This window comes from Nostoc sp. C117 (assembly GCF_043099735.1).
In the GTDB taxonomy this organism is placed as follows: Bacteria; Cyanobacteriota; Cyanobacteriia; order Cyanobacteriales; family Nostocaceae; genus Nostoc.
The window spans coordinates 5,638,205-5,661,504 of record NZ_CP170991.1 but is presented as its reverse complement, the minus strand read 5'-3'; the positions used below and the strand labels follow the sequence as shown (position 1 = coordinate 5,661,504).

The following is a 23,300-nucleotide window of genomic DNA, read 5'->3' as shown; positions in this document are numbered from 1 at the left end:
AGTGGTAGGCTGTATAGGGTAAGAAGGGAAAGCAAATGACGAGAACTGAAAAACTTCTGACCTTTGATTAGTATCTTACCTATTGGCTTCATCACCCGCCTTGAACTTCAGTTCAAGGCTAATAGCTAAAGTCTACTGAAGTAGACTAAAGATTTTTGGTGATATTTTAGTAATCTTTAGATTACTTTTACTATTAGCAAGGAACTTCAGTTGCTTGTGGGACATAACTCAATACCCTTGAGTTAAGCGTAAGCGTTACCCAACAAGGCCCTGATAATGTTGGGTTTCGTTCCTCTACCCAACCTACGCTACGCCTTCCGACTTCTTTAATCTTCCTGTTTTCCCAGATATACTTCAATCACGCGAGAGTCATTTTGCACCTCTTCAAAATTGCCTTCACACAGCACCGAACCTTCATGTAGTACTGTGACTTTCTTGGCAATTTGACGCACGAATTCCATATCATGTTCAATGACTAGAATTGAATGACTCTGCGCTAAAGCTAAAAGTAATTCACCAATATTATAGGTTTCTTCATCTGTTAAACCAGCAACCGGTTCATCAACAAGTAATAAATCAGGAGACTGTGCTACTAACATGCCAATTTCTAAACGTTGCTTTTCGCCGTGGGAAAGTAAAGCTGCTTTAATATCTGCTTTAGGAGTCAAACCGATGGTTTCTAATAAGCCTTTAATATTATTTTTTTCTCCAGTATTAGAACTGTTAAATAAAGTAGAAAAGACATTCTTATTCTTGTTAATGGTAATTTCTATATTTTCACACGGTGTTAAATTCAGGTAAATTCGGGGTGTTTGGAACTTGCGCCCAATTCCCAACCGTGCAATTCGATGTTCTGGTAAAGAACGCAGGTTTCTACCTTTGAATAAAACTCGCCCCACAGTTGGCTGAACTTTCCCGGTAATCACATCCAAAAAGGTTGTCTTTCCGGCACCATTGGGGCCAATTACTACTCGTAATTCACCCACATCCATACTAAAATTAAGCTGATTTAGTGCTTTAAAACCATCAAAGCTAACAGTGACATTTTCAGTTTCCAATATTTTCGCGTTCATGTTGCACTTCGGGGTCTTCTTCTAGGGTGGGATATGTCGCAATTTCTTGAGGACGATGGAAAAGAGCAATATTCTGACTACGCAACCATCCGACAATGCCGTCAGGAAGCACTGTGACAACAATTAAAAAGAGTGCGCCTTGGAAAAATAGCCAGATTTCAGCAAATTGTTCGCTTAAAAAAGTCCGGGCATAATTGACTAATAAAGTTCCGACAATCGCCCCAATTAAAGTAGCGCGTCCCCCTACAGCCACCCAAATCACCATTTCAATCGAAAAGGCAATATCCATCGCTCTGGGTGAAACAGAACCACTTTGAATAGTGTAAAATGCTCCTGCGATACCTGCGATCGCCCCGGAAACTGCAAACACCACCACCTTGAAATCTGTAGGGTCATAGCCAGAAAATCTGACTCGACTTTCATCATCCCGAATCGCTATCAACAACCTGCCAAAGCGTCCACTTGTCAACCAGCGACAAATCCCATAGGTAGCGGCGAGAAATACCACCGTCAAAGTGTAGAAAACAAATTGGGTTTTGGTATCGCTAACCGTTGCCCCAAACAAAGTTGTAAAATCTATCAGTCCGTTTGTACCGTTGAATAGCTTTTGTTGACCGTTAAAAAAGTTGAAAAAGACAATCGTTCCGGCTTGAGTCAGGATAGAAAAATAAACTCCCTTGAGGCGATTCCGAAATACTAAATATCCTAATAATCCTGCCAATAACCCGGGAATTAGTACCACAGAAACTATTGTCAAAGGAAAAGAATAAAAAGGTTGCCAAAATGCGGGAAGTTCCGTAACCCCATAAAGCCCCATAAAATCAGGCAATTCTCCAGTAGGGACTTGCAGTTTTAGGTACATAGCGATCGCATATCCACCCAAACCAAAGAAAATACCATGTCCCAAACTCAGTAAACCAGTATAACCCCAAATCAAATCAATACCCAAAGCGGCGATCGCCAGCGACAAAAATCGCCCCAACAAATTCAAACGAAACTCCGTAAGCACCAATGGCATAATGATAATGAGCAAAAGTGCGATCGCAATCGCCACCCCAATTTCAACTAACAATCCTCCCCTCTTTCTCATTCTCTGCGCCTCCGCGTCTCTGCGTGAAATTTAAACATCAACAGTACGTCCTTTCTGCGGAAAAATTCCTCCAGGCTTCCACTGTAAAAACACAATAATCAGCGCAAACACCATCACCTTAGCCATACTAGTAGTTGCAAAAAAAGTAAAGAAATCAGCCAAAGGCTTCACAGGAGTTAATAACAAAGCCAAAGTCCCAGAACCAATTAAAAAATTAGCTGTACCAATAGCCAAAGCAGCCACAATCGTACCGGCTAAATTGCCCACACCCCCAACCACAACAACCATAAAAGTATCAATAATATAATTTTGCCCCGTATTTGGTCCTACAGAACCAAGTAAACTAATCGCACAACCAGCCACACCAGCCAAACCCGAACCCAGTGCAAAAGTAACCGCATCAACCTTTTGAGTTGGGATACCCAAACAAGCACTCATACTTCGGTTTTGCGTCACTGCCCGAATTCTTAAACCCCAGCTAGAACGTTGTAAAAATATATAAATTCCTGCCACACAAATTACTGTTAAAGCAATAATAAATAACCTCGCAAAGGGTAATTGCACACCACCTAAAGACATCCCTGCTTGTAACCAAGTAGGTGCAGTGACATCGACATTTTGAGCGCCGAACCAAGGTTGAGTTACTGCTAGCTGATAAGTTTGACTTAATAAATTGCTCGTTGTGATTGTTATCCCTAGCGATAGTAATAACAATACCGCCACAACCCAGTTACGAACTTTTTCTAAATTCGTGCGAGAATTTAAAATCCATAAACCGCCAAAAAACAACAAAGAAAATAACCCTATACCAATTATCAATACCCAATTGACACTGCGAACAAACTGCTGAAAGATTAAACTTACTCCCCAAGTTGCCAACAGAGTTTCTAGAGGGCGTCCATAGAGATATCGAATCACACCTTTTTCTAAAATTAATCCCACAATGGCTGTAAAAATAAAAGCGATAATTAAAGCCAAGAATATATAAGCTTCAAACCACACGCCACCTAATTGTTTGCAGCCATTTTGCACTACAAATGTTGTATAAGCACCAAACATCATCAATTCGCCATGTGCCATATTAATGACACCCATCAAACCGAATATAATGGCTAATCCCAAGGCCGCAATTAACAATACAGCGCCAATACTAATCCCATTAAATACAGCCTCTAAAAATCCTGCTAACACTTTTTTCCCTATATATTGAGTTTCTTATTATTAGAATTACTGTAGGGTATGTTAGGCGCACATTTGGATATGATTTGCCCTAAAAAATATGACGAGCCGAAGAGGATGTTTGAAAAGCCATGATTGATGTATCAAATATTCTTTTACCCCACCCTAACCCTACCCTTATAAAGGGGAGGGAACCAGATTTTCTTATTTCCCCCCTTTATAAGGGGGATTAAGGGGGGTAATCATTCGATTAGTAGACAACATAAAACTTTTCAAACAACCTCTAACGCACCGCTATTTAAGCTGGTGCGTTAGGCTAAAGCCATAACACACCCTACTTTTTTTGATACTAATTCATAATTGGTAATTAATTACGAATTACGAATTACGAATTATTTAAACTTTCTTGTATTTACCACCTTTAGCTGGGTCAGACCAATCACAACTAAATCCCTTAGTTTCTTTCACAAATTGATTCCAAGGAACTGGTTCAACTGGTGTAGGAGTAGCATAAACAATATCAAACAAACCATCTTGTCTGACTTGACCAATCCGCACAATTTTAGATATGTGATGATTGGCACCCATTGTTACTTTACCTTCAGGTGCATCGATAGTTTGACCGTATGCCGCAGCACTAACTTTTGCGATGTCCGTAGTCCCAGCTTTTTCTACTGCTTGCTTCCACAAATAAACCCCAATATATGCTGCTTCCATTGGGTCATTTGTTACCCGATCTTCACCATACTCTTTCTTGAAAGCTGCGACGAACTTTTTATTAGCAGGTGTGTCTACTGTTTGGAAGTAATTCCAGGCTGCATAGTGACCTTTAAGATACTCAACACCAATTGCTTTAACTTCTTCTTCAGCAACACTTACAGACATGGAGGGATATTTTTCTGGTGTTAATCCAGCCCCTTTTAATTGTTTGAAGAAAGCAACATTGCTATCACCATTTAAAGTGTTATAAATCACGCCCCCATTAGGCAAGTTTTGCTTTATTTTTGTGATAATGGGTGTAACTTCTGTGTTACCCAGGGGTAAATAATCTTCACCAACTGTTTTCCCGCCTAAAGCTTCTAATTGAGCTTTAATAATTGTGTTCGCAGTCCTGGGAAAAACGTAGTCAGAACCAACTAAAAAGAATTCTTTGCCCTTATTTTTTAACAGCCAATCAACAGAAGGTTCGATTTGTTGATTTGGTGCAGCCCCAGTGTAAAAAATATTTTTAGAACACTCTTGACCTTCGTATTGTACGGGATACCAGAGCATATGGTTTTTGCTCTCGAATACTGGCTTGACATTCTTGCGGCTAGCAGAAGCCCAACAACCAAAAACCACAGCAACTTTATCTTGATCGATGAGTTTAGTTGCTTTCTCTCTAAAAGTATCCCAGTTAGAAGCACCATCTTCGGTAATTGCTTCAATTTGTTTACCTAAAACACCACCACTAGCGTTAATTTCTTTGATGGCTAATTTTTCAGCATCGACAACGCTTTTTTCACTAATAGCCATTGTGCCGCTGAGAGAATGCAATATGCCGACTTTGATAGTGGCATTAGTACTAGCAGCAGCTGGGGAAGCAGTAGGAGGTGTAGATGGATTCTCTGTAGCGCTTGGCGAATTATTCGCGCAAGCCTTGATAAAAATGCTAGTTCCTAGACTTAAAGAACCGGAGATTAAAAACTTGCGTCGGTTAAATCGTCTTATCATATTTTGATGAATTTTCCTCTTGATGAATCAGCCAACTCATAGCCTAACTTTTCATGTTATGTGGAAAGTCCACGAAAAACCCAACCCCCTAACCCCCTTCCCTACAAGGGAAGGGGGAAAATTCAAAGTCTCTCCTTTTAGAAAAGAGAAATATAGCGGTTTTCGTTTGGATGCAATACACTTTGACCTCTCTCCAAACCTCTCTCCTAAAAGGAGAGAGGCTTTGAATCTTACTCCCCTTCCCTTGTGGGAAGGGGCTGGGGGTTAGGTCTGTATTTCACTCAACTGAGAACTGTTATAGCCCTCTTCTGTCACTCTCCGAGATAAGCAAGTAGTAACAAAGTGAAATTATCCAGAAGCATAACAGGTTTTAAATTGATTCATTGCACTAATTAATTGATTGAATCCCAGCAATAATTTAGAATTTGGGAAAATATGTATCCAGGGATAAATTAACCAAAATAGTAAGAGTGGTTGGGCAATGAGACGCAGATTATTTAGAGTATTTTTCCATCCGCATTCATGGTTCCATTGTTGATGATTAGAAAAATCAACATCACTATTTTTTTGAACCTCAGCTTCAATTTGACGAGATTTATTTAAGCTTAAGAAGGCTGGAGAATTTAAACTAATCATTGTGTACACACAAAAAATAATTTCCCACCACCTTTCTATATGTTGAAAATTTGTGAACCGATAATCTGTCCAGCCGAGTTCCTGTTTACACTGTCGAAATCCATATTCTACCCAGGTTCTTAATCCATATAAATCGCCTAAAGTTTTTTTGAGTTTTCCTTGAAGATTTGTCATCACAAATGTTGTAGAATTTTCTGGCATGGTTTCTGGGTCAGTAGTTATTTCCCAGTAAGTTATGGCTCTTTTTTTACCATAAATTATTTCCCTAATGTATCGGGTTTCTGATTTTTGATTGCTAAATGTTCTTTCAAATTTACACCACTTATTAGCCCTAACGCTTTGTCCTGCTGGCAACCAGACTCCATGATTACTTCTTATTGCTACGACATAATCTAATTTATATTCAGCTACTTTTCTAATAAATTGGCTACTTTCACCATATAAACTATCTGCCAGTACCAGTTTAATGTTAAAACCTGATTCAATTAATTCTGTAATGATGTCTGACGCTAACTCTATTTTAGTTTTATATTTATCCTCCTCTTTTAACGTTCCTTTGGGTTTGAATACTTTTACAGTTAATGGAAACGTTATATTAGAATAAACTCCATAGGCATTGACTGAAACTATTCCATTATCGACTTTTCCTACACTTCCTAGATATTGCCTGGCTACATAATCAGTCTTTTTACCTTTTTTTCTATCTCCGGTTTCATCTATTACTACTGTAATCGCATTTCCATTTAGTGCTTTTTTAAGTTTATTTAATCTTAGTTGTTTTAATTTATCTACTGACCAGTCTGAATTGGCTAAAAAATGATGTAATGACTGTGCGGAGTTTATACTTACGACTTTCGCTATCTCTGGTAATGATTTTCTTTTAATTTGTGACATTATTCCCAGATGTAAATATTTGAAGCATTCATAATTTCTTACTTCTTTAAACAGGTCTTTATACTCTGCACAATATTCATCTATGGTCGCAACTGTTGGGTGAGCATCTCTTGCCAAATGTTTCAAAATTTGTAATTCTACATCCATTGCCCTACTTACCTTTCAGGGTTTTCTTTTTTTATTCTTTTATTTAGAATAACCGGAAAGTGACAGAAGAGGGATAGAAGTGAGGTTTTCCAGATACCCTGAAAAGTCAGACTCATAGCAAGCTGACAATATCAATCATTAAATTGTGATATTAGTGCGATAGTTTACTAGGAAAAAGTGACTTCTTATACAAAAAGTTTTGTTTTCGTAATAAGAAATTAACTTTTTAATATTAAAATTTGTTAACTTAATAGATATTTTTATCAGCTAAAACATATTTAAATTGCATAGCTACTTGTGGTTTGGTTGATTCCTGATAATTGATAGTCAACACGATCATATATACTTTCAAAAAATGTGTATTAGCTTACTAGTGGTCTGTCAAATTCATTTTGACGGTTAGAGAGTCGCAATAAATCGCTGTCTCTACAAGGAATTTATCCATCAATTATTTATTGACAGACTACTACTTAGATGTTCCTGGTTCAATTCTCGCCCCAAGCTGAAGAAGTCTTCCCAAGTCATCAGCGTTTCGCCAGGTTTCAATTATCTTCCCGTCAACGATGCAATGAATAAAGATAGCTGTGAACGTTTGCTGTTTACCATGACTAGGTACGTCAAAGAAACTCTCTTGGGTACAGGTGTTGGTCGCACGCACAACAACTTTTTCACCTTCAGCAATTATGTCTTCAATCGTCCATTTCTGTTCGATACGCCCAAATGAACCAAAAAGCTTGCGTACCCCTTCTGGACCAAGAGGAAGCCCTGGTAGACCGCCGTGCATTTTCCAATTCGGGGCGGTTATCTCGCAGATATCTTCAATTTTATGCTCGCTAATGAGGTCGAACCATCGTTGAGCAATTATTTTGTTTTCCTCAATAGAAGACATGGCTGGTTCCTGTTCTAATAGGCTTCAGACAAGCATTGTTGTAATAACTTCATCTTCATTACCAGCTGCAAAGTTAGCAAAGCGCTTTGCTAAAGGCGGTACATTTACCAAGGGATTACTAAACCCAGAAAATACATGAATATTTTCAAAGCCTGGGGTAGCACCAATTAAAGGGAGTTCATTATTACTAAATGCCACCAAGCAATGATACCAAGTTCCTGGTAAGTTCTCTAGTGTAGGTAAAATTTGCCCGATACTTTTTCGCAACCATTTTTCACTTGTCTCTGAGTTTACCTTGGCATGAGGATCTGTGAGAACTCGGCTAATTTGACCCAAGCGTAAGTTACCATCTTGAAACTGAATTGCACCAGCATCTAAAATTGGTGGTAATGGCTCATTACCAGGTTCATCCCACAATTGATCGAGTTGAGTAGATTCAGCTTCTAATGGCAGACGTTGCCCCTTAGCCGGCATAATTAAGGTGCGTAATCTGATCTCGATAGATGGGGTTTCAATGATTTCTGCATGGGTAAAATATAGTTTGATGGAAATACCAGCAGATTTTAATAGCTGGCGGCTGAGTCCACCAGCGCAAATTACAACATTTGCACTTTGATAAGTTGCAGTAGTTGTTTTGACACCATTTTGGAGTATTTGTAAAACTTTGGTAATTTGCATGTCACCGCCACCACGCAAAAAAGCCTGGATGTAAGCTTGTGCTGTTTTTTCTGGGTGAATGTGACCATGTTTGACAGTTAAAGCACCAGAAATAGCCTCTGGATTTAGGAGTGGTTCTAATTCACAAGCTGCTTTTACACTGAGCAAACGGGGTATAGTGACGCAATTATTATATGATGCAGCGATCGCCTTTGGGTCACTAGAAGCGGAAATAGTCAGTAATAAATCTAATTCCCGAAACTCGATATCAGCATCTAACTCTTGAGATAGGATGTGATAGCGATCGCTTGCTTCTTTGCACAATAGCCGAGTTAGGTTTGTAGTCCCCGACCAATAGGAAAGTCCACCATAACTATAACGAGTTGCATTCTGTGGTGTTTGGTCTTGCTCCAACAAAAGCACAGAAAAACCCGTTCTCCCCAATTCATAAGCCAGTGCAGCCCCCGTAATTCCACCACCAACCACAATCCAGTCGTATGTTTTCATCTTAAATATCTATCTTAATTACGAACTTGTATTGAGTTTCGACTATGCTCAACTACCGCGTAGCCGTTGGCGCAGCCTCTCGTAGAGAAGTATTACGAATTAGTATAAGTTGCTTGTAAACGCTGTAAAAGATATTCTCCTGCAAGGATAGGTGGATAGATAGGATGCTGTTTTTGGCAACTCTCCAAACAAGCAATCTCTACATCATCATTAGGATGACAGAAAAAAGCGACAGAATAGCGAGACTGCTTTACCCTTTCATCACTGGGAATCATGACCCGATGCTTGGTTGAGCAAAACACATGATTTGTCCACCTCTGCATTAAATCGCCAGTGTTAACTATTACAGTATCAGGAATTGCAACCGCCTCAATCCATTCCCCGGATGTTGTCTGTACTTCCAACCCGCCGATGTCATCTTGGAAAAGTAAAGTAATACTACCATAATCGGAATGTTCGCCAGCGCGTACCTGTCCGAGTTTGGGTTGTGCTTGCAATGGGGGATAGTGGAGCGATCGCAATGTATGATTGTGTTGATTGTGTCTTGTTGTAAAAAAATCTTTTGGCAATTCCAACGCCAAAGCAAAGGTTTGCAATACTGTGTTAGCCAATTCTGTGCAACTATCATAAAAGCCAACAATACAAGCATCTATATTTACAGCCCCTTGTTTCCCTACATTAAATGCTTCCTTCAAGTCACCTGGTTTATTGGGGTTAAGGCGTTCTCTCTCAATAGCAACATATCCTGTATTACTAAATTCATCACTCCAAGCTTGCTTTTGCTTCACTTCTAAAGGTAAATTGAAAAAAGATTTGCTGTAGCTGAATACTTGCTCTATTAAGTCTTTTGATATTCCCGAATTTTGCAAGTACATGAAACCAATTTCATGACAGGCTTGATAAATTTGTTTCACAACAGCTTGCCGAGTTGTAGCGTTGCCATTAGTGAAAGCAGTTAAATCAATTATTGGAATTGAAACCATTTAGAATTAATTGGGGATAGAGAATTGATTTTAAAATTATGAATATTCGTTGTGAAACTTTGACAGACTACCCAGCAATAGCTGAGGTGAATACATTAGCTTTTGGGCAAGAGAACGAAGCTAAGCTAGTGGAGGTAATTCGCCCTTGTGATGGCTATATTCCAGAACTTTCCTTAGTTGCAGAAATTGAGGGTGTTGTAGTCGGTCATATTTTGTTTAGCTATATTGACTTAGTGGGCGAACAAACATTACAGATACTCGGTTTAGCGCCTTTGGCAGTTCGTCCAGAGTTTCAAAGGCAAGGAATTGGTAGTGCATTAATGAAAGCAGGGTTAGAAATAGCAGACTCAAAAAAAGAAACCATAGTAATTGTACTAGGTCATCCCGAATTTTACACTCGCTTTGGCTTTCAACCTTCTGTTGTTTACGGAATTGAGTCTCCTTTTCCAGTACCAGAAGAATTCTTCATGGTTAAGCCACTGCAAAGTTATCAAGAAAGTTATAAGGGAAAGGTTGTTTATCCACCTGCTTTTGATGCAATGTAGCTTTTAAGAAAATAGATGTCGCTTTTGATGCGTGCTGTAAATAATATCATGTCTGCCTAATCAGTTGTCCAAAAAAATCTCCGCGTCTGCGTGTCCCTGCGCCAGTTATCCTGTTCTACACCTGGCACATTTGTCTCTAAATAGATAATTTTTCAACAAAAATTTGATGTTCTGGCGTAGATAATCCCTGTTGTAAAACAGCTAAAACTTTAGCTAAATCTCCTAATAATAAAGCTCCTTTATCTAACCACAGTCCTGGAAATATTTGAGAGCATATTATACCATTATCATTAGAATCAAGTTTAATGTATTCTCCTTCATTTAACTTAAACCAATCAAATTGACGGTCATAAACTCGCCAAACTAAATATTCCTGTACTCCATTACGACGATAAACTTTGAGTTTTTCATGTAAATCATAGGAAGCACTAGAAGCAGCAATTTCTACAATTAATTCGGGCGCACCTTCTAAATAATCATCTTGAGTAATTCGGGTTTGCCCACCTTGTTCTATTCTTAATAAAGCATCTGGTTGCGGTTCGTTATCAGCATCTAATAAAACAGTGGTATTATCTGCAAAACCTACGCCTGGCGTCGATGCTTTATAAGTTCCAATCCAAGCCATGATGTAAGCATGAGGTTCTCCATGACTCTTGATTCTTAATGGCGATGCCACGTAAACAACTCCTTCAATCAATTCTGCTTTTTTCAGATTCGGCATGGCATGGTAGCGTCGCTCAAATTCAGCACGGGTCAGTTTGTCGCCATTTTCTAATGGTAAAATTGTTAAGAGTTGACTAGTTTGTTCAGTAGATATCATAATTTTTTCATCATGGTTAATTACTGATATTATTCATTTTACAACCAAAAAAATGACTTAAAAACTGATCGATTAGCCATTAAAAATTACTGGTGCTGAAACTATACCTTTTGCCTCTAACACAGCTGCAACTTGTAAAATTAAAGCTTCATTATATGGCGCTGCTATCAATTGCACGCCCAAAGGTAAGGCATTTGGATGCTGAATTGGCACTGATAAAACAGGTAAACCAATAAAAGATAAGGGTTGAGTAAATAATCCTAAATGAGGACGGACAAGAATTTCTTCGCCATCCAAAATCATCGTTTCTTGACCAATTAGCGGCGCAAAGATAGGTGTAGTTGGGGCAAGAATGACATCAACATTTTGAAATACTTCCCGGAAGCGATCGCCATACCATCTTCTAAAGCGTTGTGCTTGCAAATACCAACTACTAGGAATTAAGGCCCCAGCCAAAAAGCGATCGCGTGTAGCTGCATCAAAATCCTCAGGACGCCTACGCAACTTATCTAAATGCAGATTTGCGCCTTCACTTGCTGTAATCACAAACGCTGCTGCACGGGCGCGGTGTGCTTCTGGTATTCTCACGTACTCAGTGACTTCTATTGCATCAGCAACTTTTTGCACTGCTGCTAAAGCTGACTGTTCTGCACCTTTGGTAAAATAATCAGCTGCGATCGCAATTCTGATTGCAGAGATATCTTGATTGAGTTGCGGTAAAATCAATTCAGGCTGACGGTTTGTACAAATTGGATCGCGATCGTCTTTTCCTTGCAGCACATCAAAAACCGCAGCAATATCCTGCACCGAACGCGCAAAAGATCCAATGTGGTCAAAACTGCTAGAAAATAAAGCTACACCAGCACGAGATAATCTTCCATAAGTCGGCTTCAACCCAAAAATGCCACACAACGCGGCTGGAACCCGAATAGAACCATTAGTATCAGAACCCAACGTCAGGGGAACCAACCCAGCAGCAACAGCCGCCGCTGAACCACCCGACGAACCACCAGCAACTCGCTGTAAATCATGGGGGTTATGAGTAGCACCATAATGGGAATTTTCTGTTACAAATCCATAGGCGTACTCATCCATATTTAAAGCGCCAACCAGCACTGCACCCGCTTGTTTCAACTTAGTTACTGCGGTTGCATCTTGGGTAGCTGCTGGATTTTCTGCATTGATTTTCGATCCTGCTAGGGTTGTTAAACCAGAGATATCAAAGAGATTTTTCACCGCAAAAGGTACACCAGCCAATGCACCGACATTATTACCTTGGGCAATTTCCCTATCAATACGTGCAGCATCAGCCAAAGCCGCCTCAGTAATCACAGCCGTAAAACAGTTGAGTTCAGGATCTCGCACTGCTATTCGTGCTAACGCAGCTTTAGTAATATCCACTGCGCTAACTTTACCTGCGCGTACAGCAGCTGATATTGTTATGGCATTGGCTGAGTCAAGATTCATGCTCAAATATTAGGAAATAGTGCGTTTAGCTTTTTGAGTAACAGCAGTCCCCATAGTTTTTGTTAGTTTCAGCCAAGTAAAGGTCAGACCTAAATCTACAAAACCAGCTAATAAAAACCAAACAGGCAAGAATTTATCATCTGGATTTTTAACTGCTTGGGTAAGAGCAATACGATTCAAAGCATTTGAGCCTATTATAAAACCATAGAGTGGTGCAATGAGCGATCGCACTTCTTCGCTTAAAGCTGTGAGATCGCCACCTTCGACTTTAAATCGTTCCGCAAAAGTGGACAAAGTGTTAGCCATTCCCCAAAGGCTGTATATGGGAATTATAAATCGGGCGATCGCACCTCCTGGCGTAATTGGATATTCCTCGAAGAGATTCTTTAAATCCGCATGGAGACGATGTAGCCAAATAAAAAAAACAACGAGTGAAATTAGACTGAGAATTAACGAAACTATTGAGACCAGCCCATCAAGGGAACCAAATACCTGATAAACTGGCTGTGCTATTACTTGCAACAAAGAAAAAAATGTAGATACAAGCCCAAATCCTAAAAGCAACCAAAGCAAACGCACCAACAATTTACCGACACCCGACGACTTCAATGAGTTAGCATCATTCAAATTATTCATGTCATCTTTCCAATGGCATTGTCGGCTAATATATTATGATTAATATTTATACTTAAAGCTCAGTAAAAATACTACAAAATAGCCATATTTAAGCTACTATGGTTCAAATATTGGTGCTACTTCAATTTCTTCTGCTAGAGGAAATTCATTAACAAAATTAGCGATCGCTTTAATTCTCTCAAAATTCGCCACCACCCCATCCCGATACTCATCTCTGATCTCCAAATCCAACAACAACGCCATCTGTTCAACATACTCACCCACATCAAACCCTTGTCCTTCCATCTCTCTTCCTCTGCGGTTCGTTATTCTAAATCTATAACTTCTTGCGGTAACTCAAACAAACCATTTTCCCCAGCTTCAAAATCAATCACCTTATATACAGCATCAATATTCAATTCCCCATAGATATGAGGAAATAACTCACCTATTTCAGCTTCCTCATAATGAATCTCAGCTTGCACTTTGTCAAAATCAATCAAAAGCAAAACCAATTCTCTTTGATTATTAAAAAATCTATTTGCAACCTTGACAATTTGTGTTGACTTAGAACAATGAATAAAGCCTTCAGAATCGAGTGAATCAGCGCGATAGCTGTTTAAGTCTTTTGCTTGTTCCCATTGTTGGCATTTAGTGATGTGGAGAATAGTATTCATGTTGCTTGTATCCAGATTATTTTGTATTATTTAATCTCTTACGCAGAGGCGCAAATACGCCAAGAAAAACTCTGTGTCTCTGCGCCTCTGCGTGAGTTAATCATCCTATAAATTTGGTGGAATACAAACATTAGGCGCACACAACCCAAGAAACTCTAGTGTTATGACCTCAAAAGTATTCAAATTCACACGTCGAATAACATGGTTATTGGTATCACTAATATATAGATATGAATCCATAACACTCAACCCTGAAGGTTCAAAAAACCGAGTATTTTTACCTTGGCCATCTTCTAAACCACTAATACCATCTCCCAAAACTGTTTGACAATTCCCACTGAGACTAACTAATTTAATTTTATGGTTATAAGTATCTGCAACCCACAAAACATTCTCAGCGTATTCCACTCCTAAACAGTGTTGTAAACGCACCTCTTCACCTTGTCCATCTACATCGCCAAAGCCAAATAAACCGCCACTACCGCAAACAGTTCGCACTTGGTACGGTTTTATAATTCCCACACCGCGAATTGAACTAACTTCACTGTCAGCAATATATAATTCTTGCCCATTATTAGTAATACCACTCGGTTGAGCAAAGGCAGATTCAGCAAGGGAACCATCAATACATGCTTCTGCACCAGTACCAGCATAAGTTTTAATGATGCCAGTTTCTAAATCCATTTGCCAAATTTGATGCGGCCCCGCCATTGCAATAAATAGGGTATTTCCTACTTTCACTAAATCCCAAGGGGAATTTAGCGGAGTTTCTAAACCAGTACCGCCATGTGGACGAATATTGCGGCTTTGTTCACCAGTTCCGGCAATAGTTTCTACTACTTGATGTTGTAAGTCAACTTGCCGCAGAACATGATTTTCTGTATCAGCAACATAAAGAATCTGATTTTCTGCATCAAATGTCATTCCTTGCGGTGCAAAAAATTGCGCTTCGTCAAAAGCACCATCAGTTAAACCTGATTTTCCTGTACCAATTAAGTGCAAAATTTCTCCATCAAAGCTACTCACAACTAAGCGATGATGTCCAGAGTCCGCGATGAATAAACCTATTGAAGTAGCTAGAACTTTACCGGGAAAAGCTAAGGGTGTGATTAATGGTTGGCGCTGTTTTTCTAAAGTCAAACTGATTTTTTGGAAATTAATTGTGCCTTTGTTTTCGTGTTGTTGAATTAACTTTTGAGTCAACTCGTCTAAAGTCTCACGGTTGACTTCACCAGCAATCTGGGCAATCACGTAACCTTCTGGATCAATAATAATTAATGTCGGCCAAGCACGCACAGCATATTCTTCCCAAATCCGAAAACCTCTATCAACTACAACTGGATGTTCTATGTCATAGCGTAGGATAGCTTGACGGATGCTTTCTGTTTCTTTTTCATTGTCAAATTTAGCTGAATGAACCCCAACAACAGTAAGACTATCCTTATATTTTTGTTCTAAATATTTCAGATTTGGCAAAATATGCAGACAATTAATACAGCAGTATGTCCAAAAATCTAAAATTATGACTCTACCTTTGAATTGTTTAAGAGACAAGGCTTTATCGGTGTTTAGCCAAGAGTAATCTTGTGGTAATTCTGGCGCTCTAACACGAGGAATCATAAGTAATTAAAAATTAATAAATGTAAGGGTTATGCTCATTGACTATAGGTAATTTAAGGTTGGTATATTTGTTGTGAAAGGACTTGAAAAATTAACTACTACAGAGTTGTCAACTTGGGTACAACAAGCTAAAATCCAAGCTAAACAAGGAAAAATTCCCGATCGCATTCCGCAATTAGCAAAAGCTAATCCTGGTTGGTTTGCAGTTCACATCTGCTGTGAATCTGGACAAAACATTAGCTTTGGGGATACAGATTGTATTTTCCCGCTAATGAGCGTAATTAAAACATTCTCCCTACTTTATCTGCTAGAACATCTCGGAGCAGAAACGGTTTTTGGATGGGTTGGGGTTAAACCATCAGATTTACCCTTCAATTCTTTAGAACAACTTATTGCCGATCGCGGCCATCCCCGCAACCCTATGATTAATAGTGGGGCAATTACCCTTGCAGATAAGTTACCAGGAAAGGACGCAAGCGATCGCACTCTCTTATTTTGTCAATGGCTCAATCAATTAGCAGGTTGCCAACTATATTTAGATGAAGTCATGCTGGCTTCAGTGCGATTAACCCGCTCAAAAGTTAATGAAGAGATCGCTAATTATCTCACCCAAGCAGGTCATCTCGAAAATCTCAAAACAGCCCTTGACACATACGAGCAAATATGCTGTTTATCTGGACGAGTTGAAGACTTAGCCCTATTAGGAAAACTGCTAGCTTGTGAAAATAGATTTGTCTCACCACAAAACCGTCGAATTGTCAATGCTGTAATGTCAACTTGTGGACTGTATGAAGCTTCCGCCGAGTTTGCAGTTAGGATTGGTCTGCCAATGAAATCAGGGATTGGTGGTGGACTTGTAGCAATAGTACCAGGTGAAGGAGCGATCGCTTGTTACAGTCCTGGGTTGGATAGGGTAGGAAATCCAATAGCAGGGCTTGTCTTTGTTGAGGCTGTAGCACAAGAGTTGCAGTTGAGTATTTTTGAAAGCAAAAATTTTGAAACTTTCTAACTCATATTCCTGCGTCAGATGACGCAGAAGAAAAGTGATTTATTTCACTTCTCTGCTGCCTCTCAACCTTGTTTTATGGCTGTTGCACTTGTTTTTCGGGTAATTCAGCAGAAGGAGGTGTTGGCGTTACCTCTGGTTGCGGTTCTAGTGTTGGCGTAATAATTTCGGGTGTTGGAGACTGAATAATCTCTGGAAGTGTGGGTGGCAAACTAGGAGATGGCGCAATTGTTACTTGTGGAGCAGGTGTCTTACTCGTTAGACGGTTAAAAAACCCACCAAATCTAGATTTTGTTGGCTGAGGTACAACTTTTTTGGCTAATGGGGTAGATTCAGGAGTTGGTATTACCTCTGGTTGTGGTTCTAGTGTTGGCGTAATGATTTCTGGTGCTGGAGACTGAATAATTTCTGGTAGTGCCGGAGATACGCTGGGAGATGGTGCAGCCATCGGTACTTCCAGTTTTGGTTCAGTTGGCTGTGCTTGAGATTCTTCTGGAACTTGAGTTTCCGGAATTGGCTGTTTTTCTACCTTCGGTTGGATTTCGGGTGTTTTTTCAACAGCAGGAATAGGTGTGGGTTTAGGTGTGAATTTATAATTTTGGTCTACAATACCGCGCACCTCATATGCTGTGAGTTCGCCTCTGGTAATTTTCGATAGAGTATCTTTACCTTTTGGCTGGTAGTCAATTAGCCTAACTGTCGTGTTAAAAGCATTTTTGAGAGGATTTCCCTGATTATCGAGAAATTCCAGCTTTACCCAGTTTTTCCCAGGTTGGAAGCCTTTGAGATAAACTGCTTGCCAGCGATCGAAAATAAAACTTTCATTATTAATTGTGCAGCGGATGCGCCAATCACTAAATTTGTTGTTGGCATTTTCTGACGCAACCAAGTGTAACGGAGCATTAGTTAGGTAAAAGTCCAGTAAAATCGGTTCTGCTCCGTAACTGCTTTGAGGACGACTGTAGGTAAGTAGCGGTAAATTAGGATCTGGGTTGTTGTCGTCGGTTTTAGTGAAAACGTGAAATGTTGTCTGGGCATAAGCACCTTCATTTTTAAAGCTTTCATGCCAAGGACGCGAAGCAAAAACACGTAAGGTATGAGTACCTGGGGACAAATCTGGTAAAACCAACGGCTGATTCAGGTCATAAACAGGTATATAAGGTTGGTTATCAAGAATTACGTGTAGGTGAGGACCAAGTTGTAATTCTTGGTCTTTAAATATTGGTAAATCCTTCACCAGAAAACTTACTGTTACTTTATTATCTCGGAAAACTTCATCAGGCTTTGGAGTAATAATTGTTACTTGTGGTTGATAAACTTCTAAAATTGGACGCAGTTCTTGAATCAGAGATGGTGGGGAAACTTCCGAAAATTGCTGAGAAATTTGAGAAATCTGGGGAGAGTTTTCTCTATAAACATTAGATACTTCCTGGCTAGTGACTTTCTCACCACAACTGCTCAAGCCTAATACCAGTACCAATGTTATTACCCACCTGAGAATCGGGAATCTCTGAGGGAGGAGTTTCTCTAATATCCTTTTCTGCCACGAGTTCATGCGTTGCACCCTGTAATAGTCTTCGACGATTGACAGATTATTTTCGCTCAAACTGTCCATAGGGAACTATAGCCCAAAAGATGAAATCTGCCTCACACCAGATTAATTTCACTGTGTATCTCCAGAAATTTTCAAATAAGCCATACTCACTACAGCTTTTTACTGATAAAAATTGAAAGATGACACAAATATTCACGACTTACAGTAGTCAAAGCTCGAACATTGGCTAGATAGAGCCAAACCATAATTTTTACGAATTGTTATACTTTGTAAATTAAATGGAGAATCTATTGACTTTTGGACAAAAAGTTTGAAGTTAAAAGCCAGTTAAGGCAGTAATTCCAGCAAAATTTGAGCAAGTTTGAATTATTGTTAAAATATCTCTAACAATGTACAAGTGAAGACTCTATAATTCAACGAGAAACAACTCTCCACATCGGGTCTTCATCGCGGCTTCAGTAAAATTCTGGAGTATGCGGTAATGGTTAACTTTGTGGTATTAATGATTCCTCATTCCTTATCAAGAGAGGAGGTCGAATGGCAATAAGTCCTCCGGAGCGAGAGGAAAAGAAGGCAAGAGTAATCGTCGATAACGACCCAGTTCCAACCTCATTTGAGGCTTGGGCAAAACCTGGGCACTTTGACAGATCCTTAGCCAGAGGTCCCAAAACCACCACATGGATTTGGAACCTGCACGCACTCGCCCATGATTTTGATACACATACAAGCGATCTAGAAGACATCTCCCGCAAGATCTTCTCAGCCCACTTCGGCCACTTAGCCGTAGTGACAATTTGGCTGAGCGGGATGATTTTCCACGGCGCGAAGTTTTCTAACTACGAAGCTTGGCTAAGCGACCCGTTAAACGTTAAGCCTAGTGCTCAAGTTGTTTGGCCCATTGTCGGGCAAGACATTTTAAATGGTGATGTTGGCGGTGGTTTCCACGGCATTCAAATCACCTCTGGTTTATTTCAAGTATGGCGCGGCTGGGGTATCACAAACTCCTTCCAGCTTTACTGCACAGCGATCGGTGGCTTGGTATTAGCAGGCTTGTTCTTATTTGCCGGCTGGTTCCACTACCACAAACGCGCTCCGAAACTGGAATGGTTCCAGAATGTGGAATCCATGCTGAATCACCACTTGCAAGTATTGCTAGGTTGTGGTTCCTTGGGATGGGCAGGTCACTTAATCCACGTGTCCGCACCGACTAACAAGCTTTTGGATGCAGGTGTTGCTCTCAAAGACATCCCCTTGCCCCACGAGTTCATCTTGAACAAAGACTTGTTAACGGAACTGTACCCCAGCTTTGCTGCTGGTTTAGCACCTTTCTTCACCTTGAACTGGGGTCAGTACGCTGACTTCCTCACCTTCAAGGGCGGTCTAAACCCAGTAACAGGTGGCTTGTGGTTAACTGACATTTCTCATCACCACTTAGCGATCGCAGTCCTGTTCATCATTGCTGGTCACCAGTACCGTACCAACTGGGGTATTGGTCACAGCATTAAAGAGATCCTGGAAAACCATAAAGGTCCTTTCACCGGTGAAGGTCACAAAGGTCTCTACGAAAACCTGACCACATCTTGGCACGCTCAGTTGGCTACTAACTTAGCCTTCTTGGGTTCGCTGACCATCATCATCGCGCATCACATGTACGCGATGCCCCCTTATCCATACTTGGCAACTGATTACGCTACACAGTTGTGCATATTCACTCACCATATGTGGATCGGTGGCTTCTTGATCGTTGGCGGAGCGGCTCACGCTGCCATCTTCATGGTGCGAGATTACGATCCAGTTGTGAACCAAAACAACGTCTTGGATCGGGTAATTCGTCACCGTGACGCGATTATTTCTCACCTGAACTGGGTGTGTATTTTCCTCGGCTTCCATAGCTTTGGACTTTACATTCACAACGACACAATGCGCGCATTGGGTCGTCCTCAAGACTTGTTTTCTGATACAGGGATTCAATTGCAGCCAGTATTTGCTCAATGGATACAAAGTATCCATGCTTTAGCTCCTGGTACAACTGCACCCAATGCCCTAGAACCAGTTAGCTATGTCTTTGGCGGCGGTATTTTGGCTGTTGGCGGGAAAGTGGCAGCTGCACCCATTGTTTTGGGCACAGCGGACTTCCTAATTCACCACATTCACGCTTTCACCATTCACGTCACCGTCCTAATTCTGCTCAAAGGTGTGCTGTATGCCCGTAGCTCTCGTCTGATTCCAGACAAAGCTAACTTAGGCTTCCGCTTCCCCTGCGACGGTCCTGGTCGTGGCGGTACCTGTCAAGTGTCTGGTTGGGATCACGTATTCCTGGGACTTTTCTGGATGTACAACTCCATATCCATTGTAATTTTCCACTTCAGCTGGAAGATGCAATCAGATGTTTGGGGAACGGTAGATGCAGCTGGAAATGTGACTCACATCACTGGTGGTAACTTTGCCCAAAGCGCTATCACCATCAACGGTTGGTTGCGTGACTTCTTGTGGGCACAAGCTACACAAGTCATCAATTCCTATGGCAGCGCGCTATCTGCCTATGGTCTACTCTTCTTAGGCGCTCACTTTGTCTGGGCATTCAGCTTAATGTTCCTGTTCAGTGGTCGCGGCTACTGGCAAGAACTAATTGAGTCCATTGTTTGGGCACACAATAAGCTGAAAGTAGCACCAGCAATTCAGCCTCGCGCTCTGAGCATTATTCAGGGTCGAGCTGTAGGGGTAGCTCACTACCTCTTAGGAGGAATTGCCACTACTTGGGCATTCTTCCACGCACACATCCTTTCAGTAGGGTAGCAATCAGTTGTGGAGTTCTGAGTACTGAGTGCTGAGTACAGAGAAAATACTCAAAACTTGGAACTCAGGACTCAAAACTCAGGACTCTAAACGCTGGTATTTGATGGCTAAAGGTCAGAGGATTTATTAAACCTATGGCAACAAAATTTCCAAAATTTAGCCAGGATCTCGCACAGGACCCGACGACTCGTCGGATATGGTATGCGATCGCTACAGGCAACGATTTTGAAACCCATGATGGCATGACGGAAGAAAATCTTTACCAAAAGATTTTCGCAACTCACTTCGGTCACTTGGCAATCATCTTCCTGTGGGCATCCAGCCTCCTGTTCCACGTAGCCTGGCAAGGTAACTTTGAACAGTGGATTAAAGATCCCCTTCACATCCGTCCCATCGCCCACGCGATTTGGGACCCCCACTTTGGTAAACCAGCGATCGAAGCTTTTACCCAAGCTGGTGCTAGTAATCCCGTAAACATTACCTACTCTGGTATCTACCACTGGTGGTATACCATCGGGATGCGGAATAACGCCGAACTGTACAACGGTTCAGTATTCCTGCTGTTATTCGCAGCTGTATTACTGTTCGCAGGTTGGCTGCACTTACAACCCAAATACCGTCCTAGCTTGGCATGGTTTAAGAGCGCTGAACATCGCCTAAACCACCACTTAGCAGGTTTGTTTGGTGTAAGTTCTTTGGCGTGGGCTGGTCACCTAATTCACGTTGCTGTTCCCGAAGCTCGCGGTCAGCACGTAGGTTGGGATAACTTCCTCAACACCCCACCGCACCCAGCAGGTTTGACACCTTTCTTTACAGGTAACTGGGCTGTTTATGCTCAAAACCCTGACACTCCTGGTCATGTTTTCGGCACATCACAAGGTGCAGGAACCGCGATTTTAACTTTCTTGGGTGGTTTCCATCCCCAGACAGAAGCTTTGTGGCTGACTGACATTGCTCATCACCATTTGGCGATCGCAGTTCTATTCATCGTTGCTGGTCACATGTACCGGACAAACTTTGGGATTGGTCACAGCCTCAAAGAAGCCTTGAATGCCAAGAGTTTCTTCGGTATTCCTGTTGAAGGTCCGTTTAACCTACCTCACCAAGGTATCTACGACACCTACAACAACTCCCTGCACTTCCAATTAGGTTGGCACTTAGCAGCGCTAGGTGTTGTAACCTCTTTGGTCGCACAGCACATGTACTCCATGCCTTCCTACGCATTTATTGCCAAGGACTATACAACACAGGCAGCGTTATACACGCATCACCAGTATATTGCTGGATTCCTGATGCTTGGTGCTTTTGCTCACGGAGCAATCTTCTGGGTTCGTGATTACGATCCAGAACAAAATAAAGGCAACGTTCTTGACCGCGTATTGAAGCACAAAGAAGCGATTATTTCCCACCTCAGCTGGGTATCCCTTTTCTTGGGCTTCCACACCCTTGGTTTGTACGTACACAATGACGTAGTAGTTGCTTTCGGCACTCCTGAAAAGCAAATCTTAATTGAGCCAGTATTTGCTCAATTCGTCCAAGCTGCTAACGGTAAGGTATTGTACGGTTTAGATACATTACTATCTAACCCCGATAGTATTGCTTACACAGCATGGCCTAACTACGCTAACGTTTGGCTTCCAGGCTGGTTAGATGCCATCAATGCTGGTACTAACTCCCTGTTCTTGACAATTGGCCCTGGCGACTTCTTGGTACACCATGCGATCGCCTTAGGTCTGCACACCACCACCTTGATCTTGGTCAAAGGTGCTTTGGATGCCCGTGGTTCTAAGCTGATGCCCGATAAAAAGGACTTCGGCTATGCCTTCCCTTGCGACGGCCCCGGTCGTGGCGGTACTTGCGACATCTCAGCATGGGATTCCTTCTACCTCGCTACATTCTGGATGCTCAACACCATCGGTTGGTTGACTTTCTACTGGCATTGGAAACATCTCGGTGTTTGGCAAGGCAACGTCGCTCAGTTCAATGAGAACTCTACATACCTCATGGGCTGGTTCCGCGATTACCTCTGGGCTAACTCTGCTCAGTTGATTAACGGTTACAACCCTTACGGTGTGAATAACCTGTCTGTCTGGGCTTGGATGTTCCTATTTGGACACCTAGTTTGGGCTACTGGCTTCATGTTCTTAATCTCCTGGAGAGGTTACTGGCAAGAGTTGATTGAAACCCTTGTTTGGGCACACGAACGCACTCCTCTAGCTAACTTGGTTCGCTGGAAAGACAAGCCCGTGGCTCTGTCCATTGTTCAAGCTCGTGTAGTTGGTCTAGCTCACTTCACTGTTGGCTACATCGTGACTTACGCTGCATTCTTGATTGCTTCTACTGCTGGTAAGTTCGGTTAATTTCGGCTCCTAGTTTTGTAGATAAGTAATAAAATCCCCTGCCGCAAGGTGGGGGATTTTTTTACACTAAA

19 protein-coding genes are annotated in these 23,300 nt (G+C 41.2%); 4 read left to right on the top strand and 15 right to left on the bottom strand.

The features are described from left to right. Positions 1–326: 326 nt before the first annotated feature. From urtD to ACFG4S_RS24425, 8 genes are all read right to left on the bottom strand, one after another. Positions 327–1,073, bottom strand: a complete 747-nt coding sequence (urtD, locus tag ACFG4S_RS24460) for an urea ABC transporter ATP-binding protein UrtD (protein WP_392531536.1) — start codon at positions 1,071–1,073, stop codon at positions 327–329. After that, entirely contained in the window at positions 1,048–2,163 is a 1,116-nt protein-coding gene (gene urtC, locus ACFG4S_RS24455; RefSeq protein ID WP_392531535.1) for an urea ABC transporter permease subunit UrtC, read from the bottom strand. The genes urtD and urtC overlap by 26 nt, the downstream gene beginning before the upstream one ends. Before the next feature lie 30 nt (positions 2,164–2,193). Beyond that, positions 2,194–3,354 carry a branched-chain amino acid ABC transporter permease gene (locus tag ACFG4S_RS24450; protein WP_392531534.1) on the bottom strand — a complete coding sequence of 387 codons (1,161 nt, stop codon included), beginning with the start codon at positions 3,352–3,354 and terminating at the stop codon, positions 2,194–2,196. A gap of 384 nt (positions 3,355–3,738) precedes the next feature. Then, positions 3,739–5,055, bottom strand: a complete 1,317-nt coding sequence (urtA, locus tag ACFG4S_RS24445; protein ID WP_392531533.1) for an urea ABC transporter substrate-binding protein — start codon at positions 5,053–5,055, stop codon at positions 3,739–3,741. A gap of 348 nt (positions 5,056–5,403) precedes the next feature. Then, positions 5,404–6,732, bottom strand: coding sequence for an IS701 family transposase (locus tag ACFG4S_RS24440; RefSeq protein ID WP_392530294.1), 1,329 nt, complete (start codon positions 6,730–6,732; stop codon positions 5,404–5,406). Between the two features lie 466 nt (positions 6,733–7,198). Next, the gene (locus ACFG4S_RS24435; RefSeq protein ID WP_392531532.1) at positions 7,199–7,621 is read right to left on the bottom strand and encodes an ester cyclase; all 423 of its coding nucleotides are present in this window, start codon (positions 7,619–7,621) and stop codon (positions 7,199–7,201) included. 24 nt (positions 7,622–7,645) lie between these two features. Further along, on the bottom strand, positions 7,646–8,785 hold the full coding sequence (locus tag ACFG4S_RS24430) for an NAD(P)/FAD-dependent oxidoreductase (RefSeq protein WP_392531531.1): 1,140 nt from the start codon (positions 8,783–8,785) through the stop codon (positions 7,646–7,648). Between the two features lie 92 nt (positions 8,786–8,877). Beyond that, the gene (locus ACFG4S_RS24425) at positions 8,878–9,768 is read right to left on the bottom strand and encodes an isopenicillin N synthase family dioxygenase (protein ID WP_392531530.1); all 891 of its coding nucleotides are present in this window, start codon (positions 9,766–9,768) and stop codon (positions 8,878–8,880) included. Between the two features lie 38 nt (positions 9,769–9,806). On the opposite strand from ACFG4S_RS24425, the gene ACFG4S_RS24420 reads away from it, so the two are divergent. Continuing rightward, a complete protein-coding gene (locus tag ACFG4S_RS24420) occupies positions 9,807–10,313 on the top strand; it encodes a GNAT family N-acetyltransferase (RefSeq protein WP_392531529.1) in 507 nt (168 codons plus the stop codon). A 136-nt stretch (positions 10,314–10,449) separates the two neighbouring features. On the opposite strand, the gene ACFG4S_RS24415 is transcribed toward ACFG4S_RS24420, so the two are convergent. The 6 genes from ACFG4S_RS24415 to ACFG4S_RS24390 form a co-directional block, all read right to left on the bottom strand. Then, positions 10,450–11,133: a Uma2 family endonuclease gene (locus ACFG4S_RS24415; protein WP_392531528.1), complete on the bottom strand. Its 684-nt coding sequence runs from the start codon at positions 11,131–11,133 to the stop codon at positions 10,450–10,452. Positions 11,134–11,205: 72 nt separating this feature from the next. Further along, positions 11,206–12,600 carry an AtzE family amidohydrolase gene (locus ACFG4S_RS24410; protein ID WP_392531527.1) on the bottom strand — a complete coding sequence of 465 codons (1,395 nt, stop codon included), beginning with the start codon at positions 12,598–12,600 and terminating at the stop codon, positions 11,206–11,208. 9 nt (positions 12,601–12,609) lie between these two features. Then, positions 12,610–13,236, bottom strand: coding sequence for a DUF4328 domain-containing protein (locus ACFG4S_RS24405; protein ID WP_392531526.1), 627 nt, complete (start codon positions 13,234–13,236; stop codon positions 12,610–12,612). A 96-nt stretch (positions 13,237–13,332) separates the two neighbouring features. Further along, positions 13,333–13,521 (bottom strand): DUF4089 domain-containing protein, encoded by a 189-nt coding sequence (locus tag ACFG4S_RS24400; RefSeq protein WP_392531525.1) that lies wholly within the window; start codon positions 13,519–13,521, stop codon positions 13,333–13,335. Between the two features lie 20 nt (positions 13,522–13,541). Next, positions 13,542–13,892: a DUF952 domain-containing protein gene (locus ACFG4S_RS24395; RefSeq protein ID WP_392531524.1), complete on the bottom strand. Its 351-nt coding sequence runs from the start codon at positions 13,890–13,892 to the stop codon at positions 13,542–13,544. 105 nt (positions 13,893–13,997) lie between these two features. Continuing rightward, positions 13,998–15,512 (bottom strand): thioredoxin-like domain-containing protein, encoded by a 1,515-nt coding sequence (locus ACFG4S_RS24390; protein ID WP_392531523.1) that lies wholly within the window; start codon positions 15,510–15,512, stop codon positions 13,998–14,000. Positions 15,513–15,585: 73 nt separating this feature from the next. Here ACFG4S_RS24390 and glsA point away from each other — a divergent pair, with 73 nt between their 5' ends. Beyond that, the gene (glsA, locus tag ACFG4S_RS24385) at positions 15,586–16,521 is read left to right on the top strand and encodes a glutaminase A (protein ID WP_392531522.1); all 936 of its coding nucleotides are present in this window, start codon (positions 15,586–15,588) and stop codon (positions 16,519–16,521) included. A gap of 73 nt (positions 16,522–16,594) precedes the next feature. Here glsA and ACFG4S_RS24380 read toward each other — a convergent pair whose 3' ends face one another. Next, positions 16,595–18,073, bottom strand: a complete 1,479-nt coding sequence (locus ACFG4S_RS24380) for a hypothetical protein (protein ID WP_392536069.1) — start codon at positions 18,071–18,073, stop codon at positions 16,595–16,597. Positions 18,074–18,610: 537 nt separating this feature from the next. Here ACFG4S_RS24380 and psaA point away from each other — a divergent pair. Continuing rightward, entirely contained in the window at positions 18,611–20,869 is a 2,259-nt protein-coding gene (gene psaA, locus ACFG4S_RS24375; RefSeq protein ID WP_392531521.1) for a photosystem I core protein PsaA, read from the top strand. A 134-nt stretch (positions 20,870–21,003) separates the two neighbouring features. Continuing rightward, positions 21,004–23,229 carry a photosystem I core protein PsaB gene (psaB, locus tag ACFG4S_RS24370; RefSeq protein ID WP_392531520.1) on the top strand — a complete coding sequence of 742 codons (2,226 nt, stop codon included), beginning with the start codon at positions 21,004–21,006 and terminating at the stop codon, positions 23,227–23,229. Positions 23,230–23,300: the final 71 nt, after the last annotated feature.